Origin of the sequence: Sphingopyxis sp. BE235 (assembly GCF_031457175.1) — a bacterium.
In the GTDB taxonomy this organism is placed as follows: domain Bacteria; phylum Pseudomonadota; class Alphaproteobacteria; order Sphingomonadales; family Sphingomonadaceae; genus Sphingopyxis.
In genome coordinates, this window is record NZ_JAVDWC010000001.1 from 1,505,079 (window position 1) to 1,524,657 (window position 19,579).

Genomic DNA, 19,579 nt, shown 5'->3' on the forward strand with positions numbered 1-19,579 from the left:
GAGAGGATGTTTATGATGAAGCCCAGGCATTTGAAATTGCTGGTGTCGGCCGGCCTGTTGCTGATCGCCGCGCCGGTGACGGCGACGGCGCAGGAAGGCAGCTTTCAGGGCATGTCGCTGCTCGGCGAGCGCATGGTCACCAGCCCCGCGCGCAACGCGAACGTGGCATCGACCGAAACGCTCGAGCGCGCCGCGCGCGATGCGAAGGCGGCGTTCGAGGCCAATATGACCGTCGATAGCGCGACCTGGTACGGCCGCATCCTCTTCTATCAGGGCTATACGAAAGAATCGGCGGCGGTCTACGATCAGGCGCTGAAGCGCTTCCCCAATTCGGGCAAGCTGCTGCGCCACCGCGCGCATCGCGCCTTTTCGCTGCGCGAGTTCGACAAGTCGATCGAACTGGGGCTGAAAGCGGCGAAGCTTTATGAGAACCAGCCGCTCGAACGCGAAAAGCCGGGCCCCGACTATTTCCCGGGCGACCCCGATGTCGTGCAATATTATCTCTATTACCATCTGGGGCAGGCTTATTTCGGCAAGCATGATTTCGAAAATGCGGCGAAATGGTTCGCAAAGTCGGCCGAATCTGCCGCCTTCACCCATGACGTCGAGGCACGCACCGCGAACGGCTATTGGGAATATCTTTCGCTCGCGCGCGCCGGGAAGCTTCGTGAGGCACAGAAGCTGCTCGACGATTATGATCTGACCTTGTTCGAGGTTCACCCGAAGGGCGGTTCGGACACCTATTTCGACGGGCTGCAGCTGTTCAAGGGCAACCGCGCGGCCGACAGTTTCTTCAGCGACAAGGACAGCGGCCGCGCTTTCGCGACCGCCGACGGGGTGGCGGCGTCGACCGCCTACAGCCTCGCCAACTATTATATCCTCCGCGGCGAGCCCGAAAAGGCGAAGCCCTGGCTGAAGCGGTCGATCGCCGTCGACAGCTGGAGCTTCTTTGCGCGCATCCAGGCCGAGGCCGACTGGCTGCTGCTGTTCCCGAACGAAAAGCCCTGAAGAGACGCATCGAACTGACGCATTTGGGGTGAGCGGCGGACCCGAACCATCGGGCCGGATATTGGGAGACGCATCGTGAAGAACTGGACCCGCCGCAAACCCATCCCGCCGCCCGGCGAACGCAGCGCCGGGGGGCTGCCGCCCAGCCTGTCGTGGCCGCAGCTGATGGCGATGGGCGTCGGCGCGATCATCGGCACGGGAATCCTGACGCTGATCGGCGTCGGCGTCGACCGCGCGGGCCCCGCGGTGCTGCTGTCTTTTGCCATCGCGGGCGCGGTCTGCGCCTGCGCGGCGCTCGCCTATGCCGAACTGTCGGCGATGATGCCCGCGGCGGGCAGCGCCTACAGCTATTCCTATGCGGGGCTCGGCGAGGCTTTTGCGTGGATCGTCGGCTGGAGCCTGATCCTCGAATATTCGCTCGTCGTCTCGACCGTCGCGGTGGGCTGGTCGGGTTATGCGTCGCCGCTCCTGATGGGGATCGGGTTTCCCGAGGTGCTGACGCGTGGGCCCGAACTCGGCGGGCTGATCAATCTTCCCGCGGTCGCGATCATCGCGATCGTCGCGGGCCTGCTGCTGCTGGGGACGCGCGAGAGTGCGCGGATCAATTCGGTGCTCGTCGTCGTGAAGATCGTCACACTGCTGCTCTTCGTCGGTTACACATTGCCCTATTTCGACGCCGCGCACCTCGATCCGTTCATGCCCTATGGCTATGCCGCGCAGGTCGACAGCGACGGCGTCCAGCGCGGGGTCATGGCCGCCGCCGCGATCATCTTTTTCGCCTTCTACGGCTTCGATGCGATTTCGACCGCGGCTGAAGAAACAAAGCGCCCCGCGCGCGACTTGCCGATCGCGATCATCGGTTCGATGGCCGTCTGCACGCTCATCTACATGCTGGTCGCCGCTACGGCGGTCGGTGCGACGCCTTTCACGACCTTTGCCGACAGTCCCGAGCCGCTGGCGCTGATCCTGCGCTCGATAGGGCAGGGCGGTATCGCGCAGATCGTCGCGACCACCGCCGTTGTCGCGCTGCCGACCGTGTTGCTCGCCTTCCTCTACGGGCAAAGCCGCATTTTCCTTGCGATGGCGCGCGACGGCTTCCTGCCGCAGCGCCTCGCGCATATTTCAGGGCGCGGCACCCCGGCGCGCATCACGCTGCTGACGGCGGCGATTGTCGCGGTCCTCGCCGGGTTGCTGCCGATCGGAAAGGTCGCCGCACTCGCCAACGCCGGAACGCTGATCGCCTTCATCGCGGTCGGCGTCTGCCTGCTCGTCCTTCGCCGCCGCGCCCCCGATGCGCACCGGCCCTTTCGCGTGCGCGCGGCGTGGCTGGTCGGGCTTGGAACGATCGGCGGCTGCCTCTACCTGTTCCTCAGTCTGCCCGCCGAAACGCTCTTGTGGTGCCTCGTCTGGAATCTGATCGGTCTCGCCCTCTATGCGGCCTATGGGCAATACCGCAGCACCTTGGGCAAGGCAGCTCGCGGCGGATAATCCCTTTGGCGCCCCTAGATCGTGCCGGCCTTGAGCAGCTTTACGGCGTGGTCGGCGGCTCGCGCCGTCAGTGCCATGAAGGTGAGCGACGGGTTGACGCACGAGATCGAGGCCATCTGCGCGCCGTCGGTGACGAACAGATTGGCGGCGTCGTGCGCCTGGCCCCATTTGTTGAGCACCGACTGGCGCGGATCGGCGCCCATGCGCGCGCCGCCCATTTCGTGGATCGCGTCGCCGGGGACATGTTCGCGGCGCTCGCTGGTGACGTTCTGCAGCCCCGCCTTGCGCAGCATCGCCTCGCCCTCGGTCCGCGCATCGTCCATCATGCGGATCTCGTTGTCGCGGAAGGTGACATCGAAGCGCATCAGCGGGATGCCGAACCGGTCGACCTTGTCGGCGTGCAGGCTGACGCGATTGTCCTCATAGGGCAGGCATTCGCCGAAGGCGCCCATGCCGAACTTCCACGGGCCATAGCCGCGCATGCCGTGCTTCATCGCCGCGCCGAAGCCCTTGGGCGGTAGCGGATCGCGCCGCGCGCTGCCCTGATAGCCATAGCCGCGCTTGAAGCCGATCCCCTCTTCGCCGCCGACATTGCGGAAACGCGGGATATAGACGCCGCCCGGACGCCGGCCATATTCGATAAAGTCGGTCATGCCAGGTATCTCGCCCGAGATGTTCACGCGGAAGATATGGTCCATCACATAGCGGCCGAGCGTGCCGCTGGAATCGAAATGGCTCTTGGCCGTTCCGGGGATACGCGAGTTCATCAAGATCTGGGTCGAGGCCATCGCCGAGGCGCAGAGGAAGACGAGGCGCGCGGGGATCACCTCCGCCCGCTTCGTCTTCGTATCGATCACGCGCACGCCGGTGACCTTCTTCGTCTTGGGATCATATTCGAGATTCGAGACCACCGCGTCGGAACGCAGGGTCAGCCGCCCGGTGGCGCGCGCCGCGGGCAGGGTAACCGCCTGCGTCGAGAAATAGGCCCCGAACGAGCAGCCGCGCCCGCACTGGTTGCGGAACTGGCATTTGCTGCGGCCCTGATCTTCCTTGTCCTCGGTCATGTTCGACAGGCGGGTGTTGATCAGCTTGCGGCCCGGCGAGCTTGCCTCGAGCCGTTCCTTCACCCATTTTTCGGCGACGTTCATCTGCATCGGCGGCTGGAACGCGCTGTCGGGCAGCTGCGGCAGATTCTCGCGCGATCCCGACACACCGATATATTTCTCGACATAATCGTACCAGGGAACAAGGTCGTCATAGCGGATCGGCCAGTCGCCCCCGACATTCTCGCGCTTGTTCGCCTCGAAATCCTCAGGGCTCCAGCGGAAGCTCCAGCGCCCCCAGATCAGCGACTTGCCGCCGACCGCGGCGGGCCGGATCCAGTAGAATTTCTCGCCCTCGTCATAGGCATAGGGGTTGAGCCGGTCGTTGTTGTAGAATTTCTGGTTCGACGGCGAGACATAGCCATGCGTGGCGATGAAATAGTCGCTCTTGACCAGCGCCGCGGGCATCCGGTCGCGCGCCGGAATCTCATAGGCCGGCTTGCCGTCATAATCATAATCCTCGCCGTGCTCGACCATCACCCCGCGGTCGAGCATCAGGACCTTGAGGCCCTTTTCGGTCAGTTCCTTCGCGGCCCATCCACCGCTCACTCCGGAGCCGATGACGATCGCATCGAACATGTCGGTCATATCTTGATCCTCGAATATCGGGTTAGGCGCGAAGGCGGCTGAGCGTGGTGAAACTGGTCTGAATGTCGGGAAGATAGGGGGCGGGCGACTGATCGTTCTCGACATAGAAATGCTTCACGCCGGCAACAGCGTTGAGCGTGAAGATGTCGGCGAAATCGATGACGCCTTTGCCGACGCTGGTCATCTTGCCGTCGGCGGTGCGATCCTTGACGTGATAGGCATAGATGCGCCCCGGAAGACGCCGGATGATCGCCTTGGGATCCTCGCCCGCGGCGACCGCCCAGAACAGGTCGAGCTCAAGCCGGACGAGCGCCGGATCGGCGTCGGTGATCAGCGTGTCGAACAGGCTGGTGCCGCCCGGCTTCAATATGAACTCGAAATCATGATTGTGATAGGCAAAGCCCAGCCCGGCCTTTTTGAGCCGCTCGGCATAGCGGTTGAAATTGGCGACCGCGGCCTTCCAGCCCTCGGCAGTGCGATGTGCGTCGCCTATATAGGGAACGACCAGCGTGTCGGCGCCCAGCGCCTTGGTCATCGCGACCGCGCCGTCGAAATCGCTGGCGAGCGCCTCATAGGCGACATGGATCGAAGGCGACGTCAGGCCCAGCCGGTCCATCGTCTTGCGGAGCGCGGCATGGTCCATCTTGTCGTAGCCGCCGCCGCCATATTCGACCTCGCGATAACCGATCGCCGCGACCTTTTCGAGCGTTCCCATCGGGTCCTTCGAGAAGAGCTCGCGCACGGTGTAGAGCTGGATGCCGATGGGCTTTGATTTGAGGCTCTTTGCCATGAGCGGTCCCGCTGCCAGTGTCGCCCCGAGCGCGGCGCCGCCCGCCATCCATTGCCGCCTGCCAATCATCATGACGAAAACACCTTTTTGATCTCGGAATAGGGATAGGCACCGTCGTAGCGGCCGGGAACGGGCAGATATTCGCGCTCCTGCGTGATACCGACTTCCGACGTGAAATATCCGGTGAGCACGAGCTGGCGGAACTTGTCGAAGAAGTCCGCGCCGCCGGGCAGCTTGTCTTCCATCGCCAGCGTCAGCAGCGCGTCCTGCTGCGCGGGCGTCGCCTTGTCGGCGGCGATCTTGTAATCGGCCCGGCTGCGCGCCTCGATCGCGTCGAGCCCCGCGAGGATCGGTTTGCGATCGTCGGGCGACGCCCAATCGGCGAGCAGCTTTTCGATATATTCGGGGACGCCAGCGGTAATCGCGCCGGGGGTGTCGGTGGTCGGCATCACTCGCTCGCTGAGCGCGGTCATCAGCGCGCGCTGCTGCGCGGTGAACACCGGCGACGAGGGCGGGCCGCTGCTGATGAGCGGGGGCGCTTCTGCCGCCGCGGCGCGCGCGATCGGCGCGAACAGGCTTGCGCCGAACATCGCGGCCATCCCGGCCAGCGCGTCTCTGCGGTCGATGATCATTTCACGGTTCCTTCGAAGTCATGGCTCGCCGCCGCTTCGGGCAAAGGGCGCACCCAGATGTTGCGGAACGAAACCGGCGAATTATGGTCCTGGAGCTGGATCGGCGCGGCGTCGCCATGCGCTTCGTATTGCGCGACCTTGCGCCAGACGGTGCTGCCCAGCCACGGCTGGCGGTTCTGCACGAGCACGCCGTTGAGGAAGGCGGTGATATAGGCCGGGCGCAGCAGCTTGCCGTCGGGTCCGAAGTGCGGGCGCTCGAAAACGATGTCGTAGCTCTGCCATTCGCCGGGCTTGCGCGATGCGTTCACAAGCGGCGGCTTCCAGGCGTAGATCGCGCCGACGGTGCCGTCGGCGTAGGTGGGGTTCTGATAGCCGTCGAGGATCTGGATCTCGTAGCGCTGCATGAACCAGATGCCGCTGTTGCCGCGATCCTGCGAGCTATGATCCGGCGGGTTGGGTGAGCGGAATTCGAGATGGAGCTGGACGTCGCCGAAGCTCGCCTTGCTGATCAGCGCATTCTCGCCGCGGCCGCCGAGCGGTGGGATCGACGTCATCGCGCCATCCTCGACGATCCATGGCCTTGCCTTCGCCCGCCACGCATCGAGCGACTTGCCATCGAACAGCACCACCGCGTCGGAGGGCGGGGCGCCGGGAACGGTGCCCGGGGTTACTACGGTCGGATGGGGACGGTCGGAATCATGCACCTGCCATTTGCCGTCGGGCAACATCGGCGTGTCCTTGAAGCCGGGCTTTTCCTGCGCAGTGGCGGGATTGCCCGCCGCCGCGGCGACCGCGATTGCCGCGGCCCAAACGATATGCTTCACTTGTGTCTCCCTCATGCCGCGTCGATCGCGCGATAGGCGGCGACCAGCCGCTCCTCGCCCGCGCGCCCGTCGACCGAATTGCCGTGTTCCATGCCGATCACGCCCACGAAATTCTTCGCGCGCAGCCAGCGGACGATATTGCGATAGTTGATCTCGCCCGTTCCCGGCTCCTTGCGGCCGGGATTGTCGCCGAACTGGACGTAGGCGATCTCGTTCCAGCAGCTGTCCAGCGTATTGATGAGGTTCCCGGCCTGGATCTGCTCGTGATACAGGTCCGCCAGCACCTTGATCGCGGGGCTGTCGACCGCGCGGGCCATCGCATAGCCTTGCGGGACGGTCGACATGAAGACGCCGGGATGGTTCACCAGCGTATTGAGCGGCTCCATCACCATGACCAGCCCGTGCGGTTCATAGATGTCGGCGGCGCGGCGCAGCACGTCGATCACGCGCGCGGTCTGGATATCGACCGGCAGCTTGCGGTCCATAAAGCCCGTGACGATCGTCATATGCTTCGAATTCAGCCGTTTGGCGACGTCGACCGAACCCCGGATATCGGTCAGGAAGCGCTCGCGATCGCTATCGTCGTTGCCGCCCAGCAGCGGCCGGAACTCGCTCCATCGCGGCATGCTCGCGACGAACACGCCCATCGTCATGCCCCGCTGCTGCAACGCGCGCGCCATCGCGGTCTGGTCGGCGACCGAACGGCTGGCCGCCTCATTATCCTCCCACGCGGTAAAGCCCTGATCGGCGGCAAAAGCGATCTGTTCGAGCCGGTCGCCGCGGCTTTTGAAGCTGCCCTCGTGCGGGGCGTATTTCAGCGAAAAGCGCGGCGCGTTCGACGCCATCGCACTGTTTGTCGCCGTCGCCGCGGCCGCAGCCGCCATGGCGCCCCCCGCCAGAACCGCTCGGCGCGATACGCTCATGCCGTCTGACCTGCGAGCGCCGCGCGCGACTTGCCGCGCTCGCGCAGCCAGATGAAGCCAAATACCGCCAGCAGGATGACGGGCAGGATCGCCAGCCGCTGGAACGACAGCGACGCCGCCGCATCCTCGACCGCCAGCTTCGCCGCGCCCGTCAGCCGCGCGAACGCTTCGGGACCGCCCGCGAACTCGATCTTGGCCTGGTCGAACATCGCGCCCAGTTGCGGCAGCACGAAGAAGCTGGCGAGCGCGCCCGCCGATCCGACCAGCCCCATCGCCCACGATCCGCCGCGCGGATAGCGTTCGGCGACCGAGGCGAGCATCGTCGGCCACATCACACAGACGCCAAGGCCCCAGACGGTCGCGGCGACGATCGCGGCGACCGGCGACTGCGCCTGGCTCAGCATGAACAGGCCGATCGCGGCGAGCAGGCTCGATACCCAGAGCAGGCCGGGGTTCGAGATCCTGTTGGCGAGCCGCCCCGCGAAATGGCGGAAGATGAACATCAGCGCGTTGACATAGACGAGGAGCAAAATGCCGCGCATGCCGACGCGGTTCGACAAGGCGACGTCGATCCACTGCCCCGGTGCCAGTTCGGACGCCGCGGTCAGGAACATCGCGCCGAACCAGATGAAGAAGCTGGGGCGGCGAAACACCTCGCCCATCATCTCGCCGAAGCTGACGCCGCTTTGCTCACGCAGCGGCGGCGGGAAGGTGGTGGTGAGGGCGATCACGACGGTCGCTACAGCGGGGATCATCACCAGCGCCATGATGCCCTGCCACGGCAACGCTGCCGAAAGGAAGAAGCCGGCAAGCCCGCCGACGATGATGCCGCCGGGGAACCAGGCGTGCAGCACGTTGAGCCGGTGCGTGGTATCGTCGGGGTAAAGCTGCGCGGTCAGCGGATTGATCGCGGCTTCGGTCAGCCCCCAGCCGATGCCGCTGAGCAGCATGCCCGTCCAGACGAGCCAATAGATGGTCATGCCGGTCGCGAGATGGCCCGCGGTGACGATCATCAACGGGCCGAGGATGAAGCACAGCCCCGCGCCCGCGAGGCACCGTTTCATGCCGATCTGGTCGAGCAGCGCGCTGGCGACGAACAAGGTGATCGCAAAGCTGAGGAACGCCGCGCCCAGCGCAGCGGCGATCAACTCGCCCGCTTGCAACGGGGCGACCGGGTCGATCCATTCGGCCTTGAGCCCGCTGGCGATCGCACCGCGGATCGCAAGGCTCGCCGCGGCGGTGAACAGCGCGAGCACGCCCAGCCAGAACAAGCGCCCCTTGTGCAATGTCGTCATCCTGCGTCCCCTTTGATTATTATCGTTTGGTTCGTCTTGGCGTCGTCAGCTCAGCCCCAGCATCGCGCGGTTGAGTGCGGGATCGCTGCCCCCTGCGAAATCGTCGAACGCCTTGTCAGCCTTGCGGATCATGTGGGCGGCGATGAACGGTGCACCTTCGCGCGCACCGTCTTCGGGATGCTTCAGGCAGCATTCCCATTCGAGCACCGCCCAGCCGGCAAAGCCGTACTGCGTCAGCTTCGAGAAAATGCCGCCGAAATCGACCTGCCCATCGCCCAGCGAGCGGAAGCGCCCGGGGCGATCGACCCAGTCCTGAAAGCCGCCATAGACCCCCGATCGCCCGGTCGGATTGAGCTCCGCATCCTTGACGTGGAACATGCGGATTCGCTCATGATAAATGTCGATGAAGGCGAGATAGTCGAGCGCCTGCAGCACATAATGGCTGGGGTCGTAGAGGATGTTGGCGCGCGGATGATTGTCGACGCCGGCGAGGAAGCGCTCGAAGGTCACGCCGTCGTGGAGATCCTCGCCCGGATGAATCTCATAGGCGAGGTCGATGCCCTGTTCGTCGAAGGCGTCGAGGATCGGCCGCCAGCGCTTCGCAAGCTCGGCGAACGCTTCCTCGACCAGTCCCGCGGGGCGCTGCGGCCAAGGATAGAGATAGGGCCAGGCGAGGGCGCCCGAAAAGGTCGCATGCGCGTTCAGGCCCAGCCGCCGGCTCGCTTTTGCGGCAAGATGAAGCTGCTCGACCGCCCAGAGCTGACGCTCGGCCGGCTTGCCCTTCACCGCGTCGGGCGCGAAGGCGTCGAACTGGGTATCATAGGCAGGATGCACCGCGACCAGCTGGCCCTGCAGATGCGTCGACAATTCGGTGATCTCGACCCCCGCCTCGCGGCAGGTGCCCGCGAGCTCGTCGCAATAATCCTGGCTTTCGGCGGCCTTACGCAGGTCGATACAGCGGCTGTCCCACGTGGGGATCTGAATGCCGATATAGCCGGCATCGGCCATCCAGCGCGCCGCCGAGGGCAAAGTGTCGAACGGCGCGGCGTCGCCCATGAACTGCGCAAGGAAAACAGCCGGGCCCTTCATGCGCTTGCCTTTCGCGTCACTTGGTTTCGGTCTTGAGAAAGGCGATCAGCGCCGCGCGGCGCGCCGGGTCGGCTACCTTGACGACCATGCGTGTACCGGGGACTTTCTTGGTCGGCGCGGCGAGATATTCGTCGAGCGTCTTGTCGTTCCAGCGGATTTTCGATGCCTTGAGCGCCGGGCTGTAATTGAACCCGGCAACGGTGCCAGCTTGCCGGCCGAACAGGCCGTGCAGATTGGGACCCATCGTGCTTTTGCCGCCAGCCTCCAGCGTATGGCAGGCGCGGCATGCCGCGAAGGCCTGCGCGCCGGGACCTTGGGCCGGCGCCGCAACCACCGCTGGCGAAGGCGCGAGCATCAGCGCAATCAATATTGCTCCTGCCGGTGGCAGGGCGAACAGAAATTTCATTATCCTCTCCCGTCTGGCAACAGCCGGCGCGATCAGGTAACCGTTCGAAATCCTATTATGCAAACAATTTTGGAAATTCGGACCAAGGGAATGCGATGAATACGAATACGAGGTCAAAAACGCGCTACGGCATGGTCGGTGGCGGCGAAGGCGCCTTCATCGGCGCGGTACACCGGATGGCGGCCGCGCTCGACGGCGAGTTTGCGCTGGTGTGCGGGGCGTTCAGCAGCGACACCGAGCGTAATGGGCGGAGCGCCGCGGCGCTCGGGCTCGACCCCGCTCGCGCTTACCCGACGCTCGACGCCCTGCTCGCGGGCGAGGCCGCGCTGCCCGTGGATCAGCGGATGGAGGCGCTGGCGATCGTCACCCCGAATCATCTGCACGCCCCGATGGCGATCGCCGCGCTCGATGCCGGTTTTCACGTCCTGTCCGAAAAGCCGATGGCGCTGGACCTCGCCGAGGCGCGGGCAATTGACGCGGCGGTTGCCCGCAGCGGCAAGCTCTATGGCCTGGCATTCACCTATAGCGGCTATCCGCTGATCGAAGAGGCGCGCGTGCGCGTCGCGCGCGGCGATTTCGGCAAGATCCGGCTGGTGCAGGTCGAATATTCGCAAGGCTGGCTCAGCCGGCCGATCGACCAGGACGGCAACAAGCAGGCCGAATGGCGCACCGATCCCGCGCGCGCGGGGCTGGGCGGCTGCCTCGGCGACATCGGGACGCACGCCTTCCAGCTGGCCGAGCATGTCTCCGGGCTTGCGGTCGGCTCGCTCAGCGCGGATTTGACCACGCATGTTCCGGGGCGCCGCCTCGACGACGATGTGGCGGTGTTGCTGCGTTTCGACGGCGGTGCGCGCGGCGTGCTGAAGGCCAGCCAGATCGCCGCGGGCGATGAAAACGGTCTGCGCCTGCGCATCCATGGCGAGGAAGGCGGCCTCGAATGGTCGCAAATGGAGCCGAACAGCCTGACGCTACGCTGGCTGGACCGACCGACCGAGGTGATCCGCGCCGGCGGACCCGGTCTCGGCCCATCGGCGATGGCGCGGCTGCGCACCCCGGCGGGACATCCCGAGGGTTATATCGAGGCGTTCGCCAACCTCTATCGCAGCTTCGGCCGCGCCCTTCGCGCGGACGCCGCGACCCCGCCGCCGCCCGGCACGGCTGATTGGTTTCCAGCGGTCGGCGATGGTCTGCGGACGATGGCCTTCGTCGAAGCGGTGATCGAAAACAGCGCCGGCGAGGCGAAATGGACCGCACTTGCCGACGTCGCGAACGATCGCCGAACGGCCGGTGGCAATTAGCGGCGCGCTATTTACTATCCCTCTTCGGGGGATGCCGCTTTACGGCCGCGCCGCTCAGGCGGTGGCTTCGCGCCCGCGCATCTTGGTCGGCGCCATGCCAAAGCGGCGCGCGAAGGCGCGCGTGAAGCTCGCGTTGCTCATATAGCCGCAATTATAGCCGATGCTCGATATGGGGAGGTCGCTCTGCGCCAGAAGCTGGCGGGCGCGTTGCAGCCGCCGCTCGCTCACAGCTTCGGCAACGCTGCATTGATACAGTTCGCGAAAGCCCCGCGTCAGCTTGGCCTTGCTGAGGCCGCAGCGCCGCGCGACGCTCCCGACGGTCAGCTTTTCCTGCCACTTCTCGTTGACCAGCTGATGCGCGGCGGCGACGCGGGTGATGTCGAGTTCGCTGAGCGACGTGCTGCCGCCCACCTCGACCATGCGGTCGGCGGCGAGCTCGGCGAAAAGCTGGCAGAGCAGTTCCTGGCTGCGCGCGCTGCGCAACATGTCGTCGACTTCGCTGTCGCCTTCGACCGCGACCACCGCGCGGCCGAGACCGCGAAGATTGGCGGGGAGATACCAGCGCCCATCCGCCTTGGGGCGGCGTCCGAACAGCCGGTCGCACGCCGCGCGGCTGATCGCGAACACGACCAGATGATCGTCGGCGAGGCCCGCAATATCGCCGGGAAGGAGCATCGAGACGGCGGGCTCGCCAATATCGCCAAAGCCGAAGATGAGCGCGTCGGGCGGCAGGAACGCGGCGTCACAGGGGCCGCGGCCGACGAAGCTCGTAAACTCCGGAGAAATGCGAATGGATAGCTTGTTTGTCATCCTGTCATCCCAGCGAATCGGGGCATCAGTGGCGGCGCCATGCCGTATGTGCAATCATCTTGGTCCTATCCGATACGCAAATTTTCTTTGCCGATTGTTCCGACAGATTGTGCCGTTCGGCTTGATCGATGCGATAAATGCGCAAATATATGCTAGATGAGAAAATCGATTGAAAGGACACCGATGCCGGCAACGCGTCAGCCCATTCCGACCAGCGGCGACCGGCGGACCGCCGTCGACGGCAATCCGGGCGTATTCCTGCGCGAACTGCGGACCGAAAAGGGATGGACGCTCGCCGAGGTGAGCGAACGCACGCGCATTCCGGTTTCAACTTTGTCAAAGATTGAAACCGGCAAGATGTCGCTCAGCTACGAAAAGCTGCTGCGGCTGAGCCAGGGTCTCGAAATCGATATCACGCAGCTCTTCGCCGCGGCGACCTCGATCCCGGCCGCCACGCATACCGCCACGGGCCGGCGCAGCATCACCCCCGCCGGCGAGGGGCCTTCGATCAAGACGGCGACGTATAACTACACCTATCCGTCGGCGGATTTGCTCAACAAGACGCTCAATCCGATGATCATCGACATCAAAGTGCGGTCGATCGACGATTTCGGCGATCTGATGCGCCACTCGGGCGAGGAATATGTCCTCGTTCTGGAAGGCGAATGCGAGTTTCACACGGACATGTACGCGCCATCGCACCTGAAAACGGGCGATTCGGCCTATTTCGACGCGTCGATGGGGCATGGCTATGTCGCGGTTGGCGAGGGGCCGTGCCGTATCCTGTCGGTCTGCTCGGCAACCGATGCCGATCTGAAATCGGCGCTTCATCCCGTCGACGCCGAATAATCGTTTAGCACCGCGCCCTCCGGTAATCGGCCTTCGCGGCCGCTTCGGAGAAAATTCTTCCATCTTGAAATCACGCCTCCCGCACTGCGGGCGCGGCGCCGCGTCCCCCATTGACAAATTTCCATTCAGGATGCCTATATCCAGAATTGAAAATATTTCAAAAAGTGAAATTTCGATGACGCGACCGTGCGGTCGGCCAAATCGGAAAGGGGAGGATGAATGCGGTTCATAGGTTCATGCGCAGCGCTGGCTGCGGCGGTGCTGGCCGGGTTGATGGCGCCCCCGATGACCGGAGCCGCGGCGCAAACGGCAGCCAAGCCGGTCGCGGAGACGCGCGGCGGCGGTGGCCTGCTCCCCGCTCCCGATATGGTGAAGAGCGACGTCGACGCGTGGCTCGACGGCTATATGCCCTACGCGCTCAAGCGCGGCGATGCGGCGGGTGCGGTCGTGGTGGTGGTCAAGGACGGCAAGGTCCTGACGCAGCGCGGCTTCGGATATGCCGATGTCGGAACGCGCCGGCCGGTCGATCCCGAAACCACGCTTTTCAAGCAGGCGTCGGTGTCGAAACTGATCACCTGGACCGCGGTGATGCAGCTCGTCGAGCAGGGTAAGATCGACCTCGACCGCGACATCAACGCTTATCTCGATTTCAAGATTCCGGCCTTCGGCGGCAAGCCGGTCACGATGCGCAACCTGATGACGCACACCGGCGGCTTCGACGAAGTGCAGCGCGGGCTCAACAGCTATGACCCGAAGAAAATCCCGTCGCTCGGCGACGCGCTGAAACGGCAGGTGCCGCACCGCATTTACGCGCCCGGAACAACGCCGGCCTATTCGAATTATGGCACCTCGCTCGCGGGCTACATTGTCGAGCGCGTGTCGGGGCTCCCCTACGACGATTATGTCGAGCGGCGCATCTTTGCGCCCGCGGGCATGACGCGATCGACCTTTCGTCAGCCGCTTCCTGCGGCGCTGCGGCCGCTGATGGCGAGCGGATATATGCTCGGGTCGGGCAAGCCGGGGCGGTTCGAGCTCAGCAGTCTCACGCCATCGGGCGCGATGACCGCCTCGGGTGCCGACATGGGGCGCTTCATGCTCGCGCACCTCGCCGATGGCGGCGCTCTCATGAAGCCCGCGACCGCGGCGCAGATGCAGGGCACGATCCTGCGCCTGATCCCGCCGCTTAACGGTATGGCACTCGGCTTCTATGAACAGAATATCAACGGTCGCAAGGCGCTCTCGCACGCCGGCGACAGCCTCAATTTCCACAGCCAGCTCTGGATCTTCCCGGAGGAAAATGTCGGCATCTATATGTCGATGAACGCGGCGGGCACGCAGAATGTGTCGGGGCCGATCCGCAGCTATTTGTTCGAAGCCTTCGCCGACCGCTACTTTCCGTTCGAACAGCGCGACGGCCGCGTCGATGCGGCCACCGCGCGCGAGCATGCGCGGATGATGGTCGGCACGTACAACAAGACGCGGCGGCTCGAATCGAGCTTTCTGAAGGCGATGGAATTGGTCGGGCAGACGAAGGTCTCGCTCGATGGCGACGGCGGCATCCGGCTGAACGCCGTGCCGGACATCGGCGGACAGCCGCGCAAATGGGTGGAAATCGCGCCGTTCGTGTGGCGCGAGCAGGGGGGCAAGCTACGCCTCGCCGCAAAGGTGGAAAAGGGCCGCGTCGTGCGTTTCAGCGTCGATTCGGCGTCGCCCTATATCGCGTTCGATCGCGTGCCCTGGCATCTGTCGAGCGCGTGGCTCACACCCGCGATGCTCGCCAGCCTCGGCGCACTCCTGCTGACCGCGATCGCCTGGCCCGCCGCGGCGCTGGCGCGTCGCCGCTATGGCGTGAAGGCCGACCTCGCGCCCGCCGCGCTCAAAAGCTACCGGCTGACGCGCGGCTTTGCGGCGCTGGCCGTCGCGGTGATGGTCGGATGGCTATGGTTCGCGACCAGCCTGCTCGCCGATTTCTCGTCGCTCAGCGGCGAACTCGATTGGGCGCTCGTCACGCTCCAGATCGCAACGCCCGTCATTTTCCTCGGCCTGCTCGCGAGCGCGATCTGGAATATCCGGCATGTCTGGACGTCCAAACGTGGCCGGTTTGCGAAATTCTGGAGCCTCGTGCTGCTGCTCAGTGCTGTCGTTCTGCTGTGGATAGGCGTCGGTTTCCACCTGATCGGCTTTGGCACCCGCTTCTGATCGGGGTTTGGCGGGCCGCACGCCGGCCCGCCAACAAAAGAAACTTCTCTAATCGTATTGCAATTATCAAAATTTGAAAATAATGTCTCAAACAGGTCAACAGGAGCAGATGCAGGATCGGCGCCGCGACGGCGCCGGATTCTGCCTCGCTTCGGATTTTTGGTGAAAGACGTGAACATTCAAACTTCCCTCGATATCGCCGCCGGCGCATTGCAATTGCCCCAGCCCTATCTGCTGTTCCTCGGGGACACGACGGTGCGCGGCTATGCGAAGACCGCTTTCGGTCTTCGCGACTGGGCGCCCGAGAAATGCGTGGGCGAATATGCCCTGCCGGGCGCGACGGTCAGTGCGGGGCTGGAGCAGCTCGCGCCGGCAGAGGCGCAGGCGCGGGGTGCGCGTTCGCTGCTCATCGGCGTCGCGAACAGCGGCGGCGTGATTCCCGAGAGCTGGATGCCCGCGCTCTTCGAGGCGCTCGATGCGGGGCTCGATATCGTCAGCGGCATGCACATGCGGCTGGCCGACATGCCCGAACTCGCCGCGCGCGCGCAGCGCCTCGGTCGCCAGCTGATCGACGTGCGCCATCCGCCCAAGGGCCTGCCCGTCGGCACGGGGCGCAAGCGGAGCGGCAAGCGGCTGCTCACCGTCGGAACCGACTGCGCGCTGGGCAAGAAATATACGGCGCTGGCCCTCGCACGCGCCTTTGCCGAGCGCGGTGTCGACGCCGATTTCCGCGCGACGGGGCAGACCGGCATCATGATCGCGGGCGGCGGCGTGCCGATGGACGCGGTGGTCTCGGATTTCGAGGCGGGTGCGGCGGAGACGGTGAGTCCCGACGCGGCGCCCGATCACTGGGATGTCGTTGAAGGGCAGGGGTCGCTGTTTCACCCCGCCTATGCCGCGGTCTCGCTCGGCCTGCTGCATGGAAGCCAGCCCGACGTGATCGTCGTATGCCACGAACCCGGCCGCGAAGAGATTTTGGGCTCCCCCGGCTACCGCTTGCCGAGCATCGAGGAAACGATCGATCTCAATTTGCGGCTGGGTAGTCGGACCAATCCGGCGATCCGCTGCGCCGGCCTGTCGTACAACACGTCGCATCTGGGCGAGGAAGAGGCCATTGCGCTGATGGCGGCCGAAAGCGAACGGCTCGGTCTCCCCGTTGCCGACCCGATCCGCGGCGGCGAAGCCTTCGCGCGTCTGGTGGATAGCTGCCTCGCATGAGCGCAGCGGCCACCCCGGCAGCCGCGGCTGGATCCTCGTGGTTCCAGCGTTTCCTGCTGCCGGGTTTCGCCTTCAAGGCCGTGGTGATCGGCGGCGGTTATGCCACCGGGCGCGAGCTGGCGGAATTTTTCCTGCCGAGCGGGCCGTGGGGCGGGTTGGCCGCGATGGTGCTGGCGATGGTGCTCTGGAGCATCATCTGCGCAACCACCTTCGCGTTCGCGCGGGCGATCGGCGCGTTCGATTATCGCAGCTTTTTTGAAGGCCTACTCGGCCGCGCGTGGATCCTGTTCGAGATCGGCTACGTCCTCCTCGTGACGCTGGTCCTCGCGGTCTTCGGTGCCGCGGCGGGCGAGATTGGCGCGTCGATCTTCGGCTGGCCGCCGCTCGCCGGAACCGCGTTCCTCGCGGCGTCGATCGCGCTGTTCGTGGCCTTCGGAAACGCGTCGGTCGAGGGGCTGTTCAAATATGTCTCTTTCCTGCTTTACGGCGTCTACGCGCTGTTCATGGTCTTTGCGCTGAGCAGTTTCGGTGACGAGATTGCGGCACGTTTCGCCATTCCCGCGCCGTCTGACGGCTGGATTCTCGGCGGACTGACTTACACGGGGTACAACGTCATCGGCGCGGTGGTAATCCTGCCGGTGATCCGCCACCTTACCAGCCAGCGCGACGCGGTGACCGCCGGGCTGATCGCCGGCCCGCTCGCGATGGCGCCCGCGATCCTCTTCTTTGTTGCGATGATCGCTTTCTATCCGGGCATCATGGGCGAGACCTTGCCGTCCGATTTCATGCTGCGGCAGCTCGACATGCCGCTGTTCCACTTGTTGTTCCAGTTCATGATCTTTGCGGCGCTGCTCGAAAGCGGGGCGGGGTCGGTGCACGCGATCAACGAGCGGGTCGATGCGGCGCGCCGGTCGCGCGGTCATGCGCCGCTCGGTAAGCGGGCGCGCGCCGGCATCGCAGGCGCGCTGCTCGTCGGCTGCATGTTCCTTGCCGACCGTTTCGGGCTCGTGACGCTGATCGCCAGCGGCTACCGTTTTCTGTCGTGGGTGTTCCTCGCCGTCTATGTCGCGCCGCTGCTGACGGTCGGCCTGTACCGGCTGGTTCGCAGCCAGAAACAAGAGCTTCAACCCGCCGTTCAGGGGAATGTGACGTGACAAAAGCAACTGGCTGGGCGCGGTTCCGGCGCTGGACGAAGCGCATCTTGCTGGGCCTGCTCATACTGTTGGTCCTGCTCGTCGTCGTGGGTTCGATCTATGAAGCGCTGGGACGCAAGAACGCGGCCGCGAACTATCCGCCCCCTGGCAAGCTCGTCGATATCGGCGGACGCAAGATGCACATCGATTGCCGCGGCACCGGATCGCCGACGGTCATTCTGGAATCGGGGCTCGGTACGGGCGGGTCGACCGACTGGACGCTGGTCCATGACGAGATTTCCGGGTTTACCCGCACCTGCGCCTATGACCGCGCGGGCATCATGTGGAGCGACGCCAAGGATACGCCGCAGGACGCCGCGGCTGTGACCGAGGACCTGCACAAGCTCCTGAAGGGCGCAGGAATATCTGACCCGCTTGTGCTCGTCGGCCACTCAATCGGCGGTCCCTACACACGGGCCTATGTCGGCAAATATGGCGAACAGGTTGCCGGGCTGGTGATGGTCGATCCGTCGCACCCCGACCAGATCGCGCGGCTCGGGAAAGTCGTAAGCATCGACGTTCACCCGAAACGCGCGTCGACGCTGATCCACACGGCCAAGGCGCTGGCGTGGACCGGCATCGTCCGCTTCGTCATCTCGCTTGGCGACAAGCCGCAGCTTCGCACGCCGGCCGAAACCAAGAGGCTCGGCGACGCGCTGGTCAAAGCGGCCGCCTATGCCAGCACGTCGATACGGGGGTCGGCATCCGAACTCGACGGCTTCGATCGCACGATGGATCAGGCGCGCGCGGTTCACAGCTTCGGAAACCGGCCGCTGATCGTGCTGACCGCGATGGCTCCGATGAAGCCCGAGCAGCTGAAAGGATTGAGCCTGAAGGCCGAAGACGGCGCGCGCTTCAAGCAGGAATGGAAGACGCTCCACACCGAGCAGGCGGCATTTTCGACGCGCGGCCGCCAGCAGATCGTGCCCGACGCGACCCACTATATCCAGGTCGACCGCCCCGAAGTCGTGATCGCCGCGGTCCGCGAGGTCGTGGACGAAGTGCGCGCCGATGCGCAGGCGACCGCAAAGAAATGAAAGCAAAACCGTCAGTCCCCCGGCTGGCGACAGGGAGATGAATGATGAAGCGTAAGATCCTCTTGGGTGCCATGTCGATGCTGCCGCTGCTGCTCGCCGCGAACACCCCGGCGCCCGAATATGACATCGTGATCCGCGGCGGCCGCGTGCTCGACGGCGCGGGCAGCCCGTGGGTCAGTGCCGATGTCGCGGTCAAGGACGGCCGCGTCGTGCGCATCGGCCGCGTTGCAGGGCGTGGCGCCAAGGAAATCGACGCGAAGGGCCGCTACGTCTCGCCCGGCTTCATCGACATGATGGACCAGTCGGGGCGCGTGCTCGTCAAGAATGGCGCCGCCGAGAACAAGCTGCTGATGGGCGTGACCACCGTCATCGCCGGCGAAGGCGGCCCGCCTGCCGAGGCCGCCGAGATTCCGGCGCATTTCAAGACGCTCGAACAACAGGGCATATCGGTCAACTATGGCACCTATTATTCGGCGACGCAGGCGCGCGTGAAGGTGATGGGTGACGGCGCCGGGCAGCCGACGCCGGCGCAGCTCGAGGCGATGGGCCGCGAGGTCAAGATCGCGATGGACAATGGCGCTTTCGGCATCACCAGCGCGCTGATCTATCCGCCGAGCAGCTTCCAGACCACGTCCGATCTCGTCACCTTGGCGAAGGTCGCGGCGCAGTGCGACGGTTTCTACGCCACGCACATGCGCGACGAGAGCGAAGGGCTGGTCAAGGCGATCGAGGAAGCGATCGAGATCGGCGAAAAGGGCGGGGTGAAGGTCGAGATCTTCCACCTGAAGGCCGCATACGCCCCCGGCTGGGGCAAGCTGATGCCGTAGGC

The 19,579-nt window shown here is 65.0% G+C and carries 18 protein-coding genes; 9 read left to right on the top strand and 9 right to left on the bottom strand.

The genetic code is table 11. The annotated features are described in order from the left end of the window. The first annotated feature begins 12 nt into the window (after positions 1-12). Both J2X38_RS06985 and J2X38_RS06990 read left to right on the top strand, forming a co-directional pair. Positions 13-1,008: a hypothetical protein gene (locus J2X38_RS06985; RefSeq protein WP_310252560.1), complete on the top strand. Its 996-nt coding sequence runs from the start codon at positions 13-15 to the stop codon at positions 1,006-1,008. Between the two features lie 75 nt (positions 1,009-1,083). Next, positions 1,084-2,496, top strand: a complete 1,413-nt coding sequence (locus J2X38_RS06990) for an amino acid permease (RefSeq protein WP_405053437.1) — start codon at positions 1,084-1,086, stop codon at positions 2,494-2,496. Positions 2,497-2,510: 14 nt separating this feature from the next. Here J2X38_RS06990 and J2X38_RS06995 read toward each other — a convergent pair whose 3' ends face one another. From J2X38_RS06995 to J2X38_RS07030, 8 genes are read right to left on the bottom strand one after another with little or no spacing between them, the layout of a single operon-like run. Next, entirely contained in the window at positions 2,511-4,187 is a 1,677-nt protein-coding gene (locus J2X38_RS06995; protein WP_310252562.1) for a GMC family oxidoreductase, read from the bottom strand. Between the two features lie 22 nt (positions 4,188-4,209). Next, positions 4,210-5,049, bottom strand: coding sequence for a sugar phosphate isomerase/epimerase (locus tag J2X38_RS07000; protein WP_310252564.1), 840 nt, complete (start codon positions 5,047-5,049; stop codon positions 4,210-4,212). Beyond that, positions 5,046-5,606, bottom strand: a complete 561-nt coding sequence (locus J2X38_RS07005; RefSeq protein WP_405053444.1) for a gluconate 2-dehydrogenase subunit 3 family protein — start codon at positions 5,604-5,606, stop codon at positions 5,046-5,048. The genes J2X38_RS07000 and J2X38_RS07005 overlap by 4 nt, the downstream gene beginning before the upstream one ends. Beyond that, the gene (locus J2X38_RS07010; protein WP_310252568.1) at positions 5,606-6,433 is read right to left on the bottom strand and encodes a DUF1080 domain-containing protein; all 828 of its coding nucleotides are present in this window, start codon (positions 6,431-6,433) and stop codon (positions 5,606-5,608) included. Before J2X38_RS07010 ends, J2X38_RS07005 begins: the two co-directional genes overlap by 1 nt. A gap of 11 nt (positions 6,434-6,444) precedes the next feature. Continuing rightward, complete coding sequence (locus tag J2X38_RS07015) at positions 6,445-7,317, bottom strand: TIM barrel protein (protein WP_310252570.1); 873 nt, start codon at positions 7,315-7,317, stop codon at positions 6,445-6,447. Between the two features lie 35 nt (positions 7,318-7,352). Next, entirely contained in the window at positions 7,353-8,651 is a 1,299-nt protein-coding gene (locus tag J2X38_RS07020) for a sugar MFS transporter (protein WP_058538971.1), read from the bottom strand. Positions 8,652-8,696: 45 nt separating this feature from the next. After that, complete coding sequence (locus tag J2X38_RS07025) at positions 8,697-9,740, bottom strand: sugar phosphate isomerase/epimerase (RefSeq protein ID WP_310252574.1); 1,044 nt, start codon at positions 9,738-9,740, stop codon at positions 8,697-8,699. 16 nt (positions 9,741-9,756) lie between these two features. Beyond that, complete coding sequence (locus J2X38_RS07030) at positions 9,757-10,146, bottom strand: cytochrome c family protein (RefSeq protein ID WP_058538969.1); 390 nt, start codon at positions 10,144-10,146, stop codon at positions 9,757-9,759. Between the two features lie 95 nt (positions 10,147-10,241). Between J2X38_RS07030 and J2X38_RS07035 the strand changes: the two genes are divergently transcribed. Next, positions 10,242-11,444 (top strand): Gfo/Idh/MocA family oxidoreductase, encoded by a 1,203-nt coding sequence (locus tag J2X38_RS07035; protein WP_310252576.1) that lies wholly within the window; start codon positions 10,242-10,244, stop codon positions 11,442-11,444. A gap of 54 nt (positions 11,445-11,498) precedes the next feature. Here J2X38_RS07035 and J2X38_RS07040 read toward each other — a convergent pair whose 3' ends face one another. After that, positions 11,499-12,254 (bottom strand): AraC family transcriptional regulator, encoded by a 756-nt coding sequence (locus J2X38_RS07040; RefSeq protein ID WP_310252578.1) that lies wholly within the window; start codon positions 12,252-12,254, stop codon positions 11,499-11,501. A 183-nt stretch (positions 12,255-12,437) separates the two neighbouring features. On the opposite strand from J2X38_RS07040, the gene J2X38_RS07045 reads away from it, so the two are divergent. From J2X38_RS07045 to J2X38_RS07070, 6 genes are all read left to right on the top strand, one after another. Next, positions 12,438-13,103, top strand: a complete 666-nt coding sequence (locus tag J2X38_RS07045) for an XRE family transcriptional regulator (protein WP_310252580.1) — start codon at positions 12,438-12,440, stop codon at positions 13,101-13,103. Between the two features lie 219 nt (positions 13,104-13,322). Further along, entirely contained in the window at positions 13,323-15,302 is a 1,980-nt protein-coding gene (locus J2X38_RS07050; RefSeq protein ID WP_310252582.1) for a serine hydrolase domain-containing protein, read from the top strand. 171 nt (positions 15,303-15,473) lie between these two features. Next, complete coding sequence (locus J2X38_RS07055) at positions 15,474-16,520, top strand: DUF1611 domain-containing protein (protein WP_310252584.1); 1,047 nt, start codon at positions 15,474-15,476, stop codon at positions 16,518-16,520. Beyond that, positions 16,517-17,674 (top strand): hypothetical protein, encoded by a 1,158-nt coding sequence (locus J2X38_RS07060; protein WP_310252585.1) that lies wholly within the window; start codon positions 16,517-16,519, stop codon positions 17,672-17,674. The genes J2X38_RS07055 and J2X38_RS07060 overlap by 4 nt, the downstream gene beginning before the upstream one ends. Then, entirely contained in the window at positions 17,671-18,750 is a 1,080-nt protein-coding gene (locus J2X38_RS07065; protein WP_310252587.1) for an alpha/beta hydrolase, read from the top strand. Before J2X38_RS07060 ends, J2X38_RS07065 begins: the two co-directional genes overlap by 4 nt. A gap of 44 nt (positions 18,751-18,794) precedes the next feature. Then, a complete protein-coding gene (locus J2X38_RS07070) occupies positions 18,795-19,577 on the top strand; it encodes a hypothetical protein (protein ID WP_310252589.1) in 783 nt (260 codons plus the stop codon). Positions 19,578-19,579: the final 2 nt, after the last annotated feature.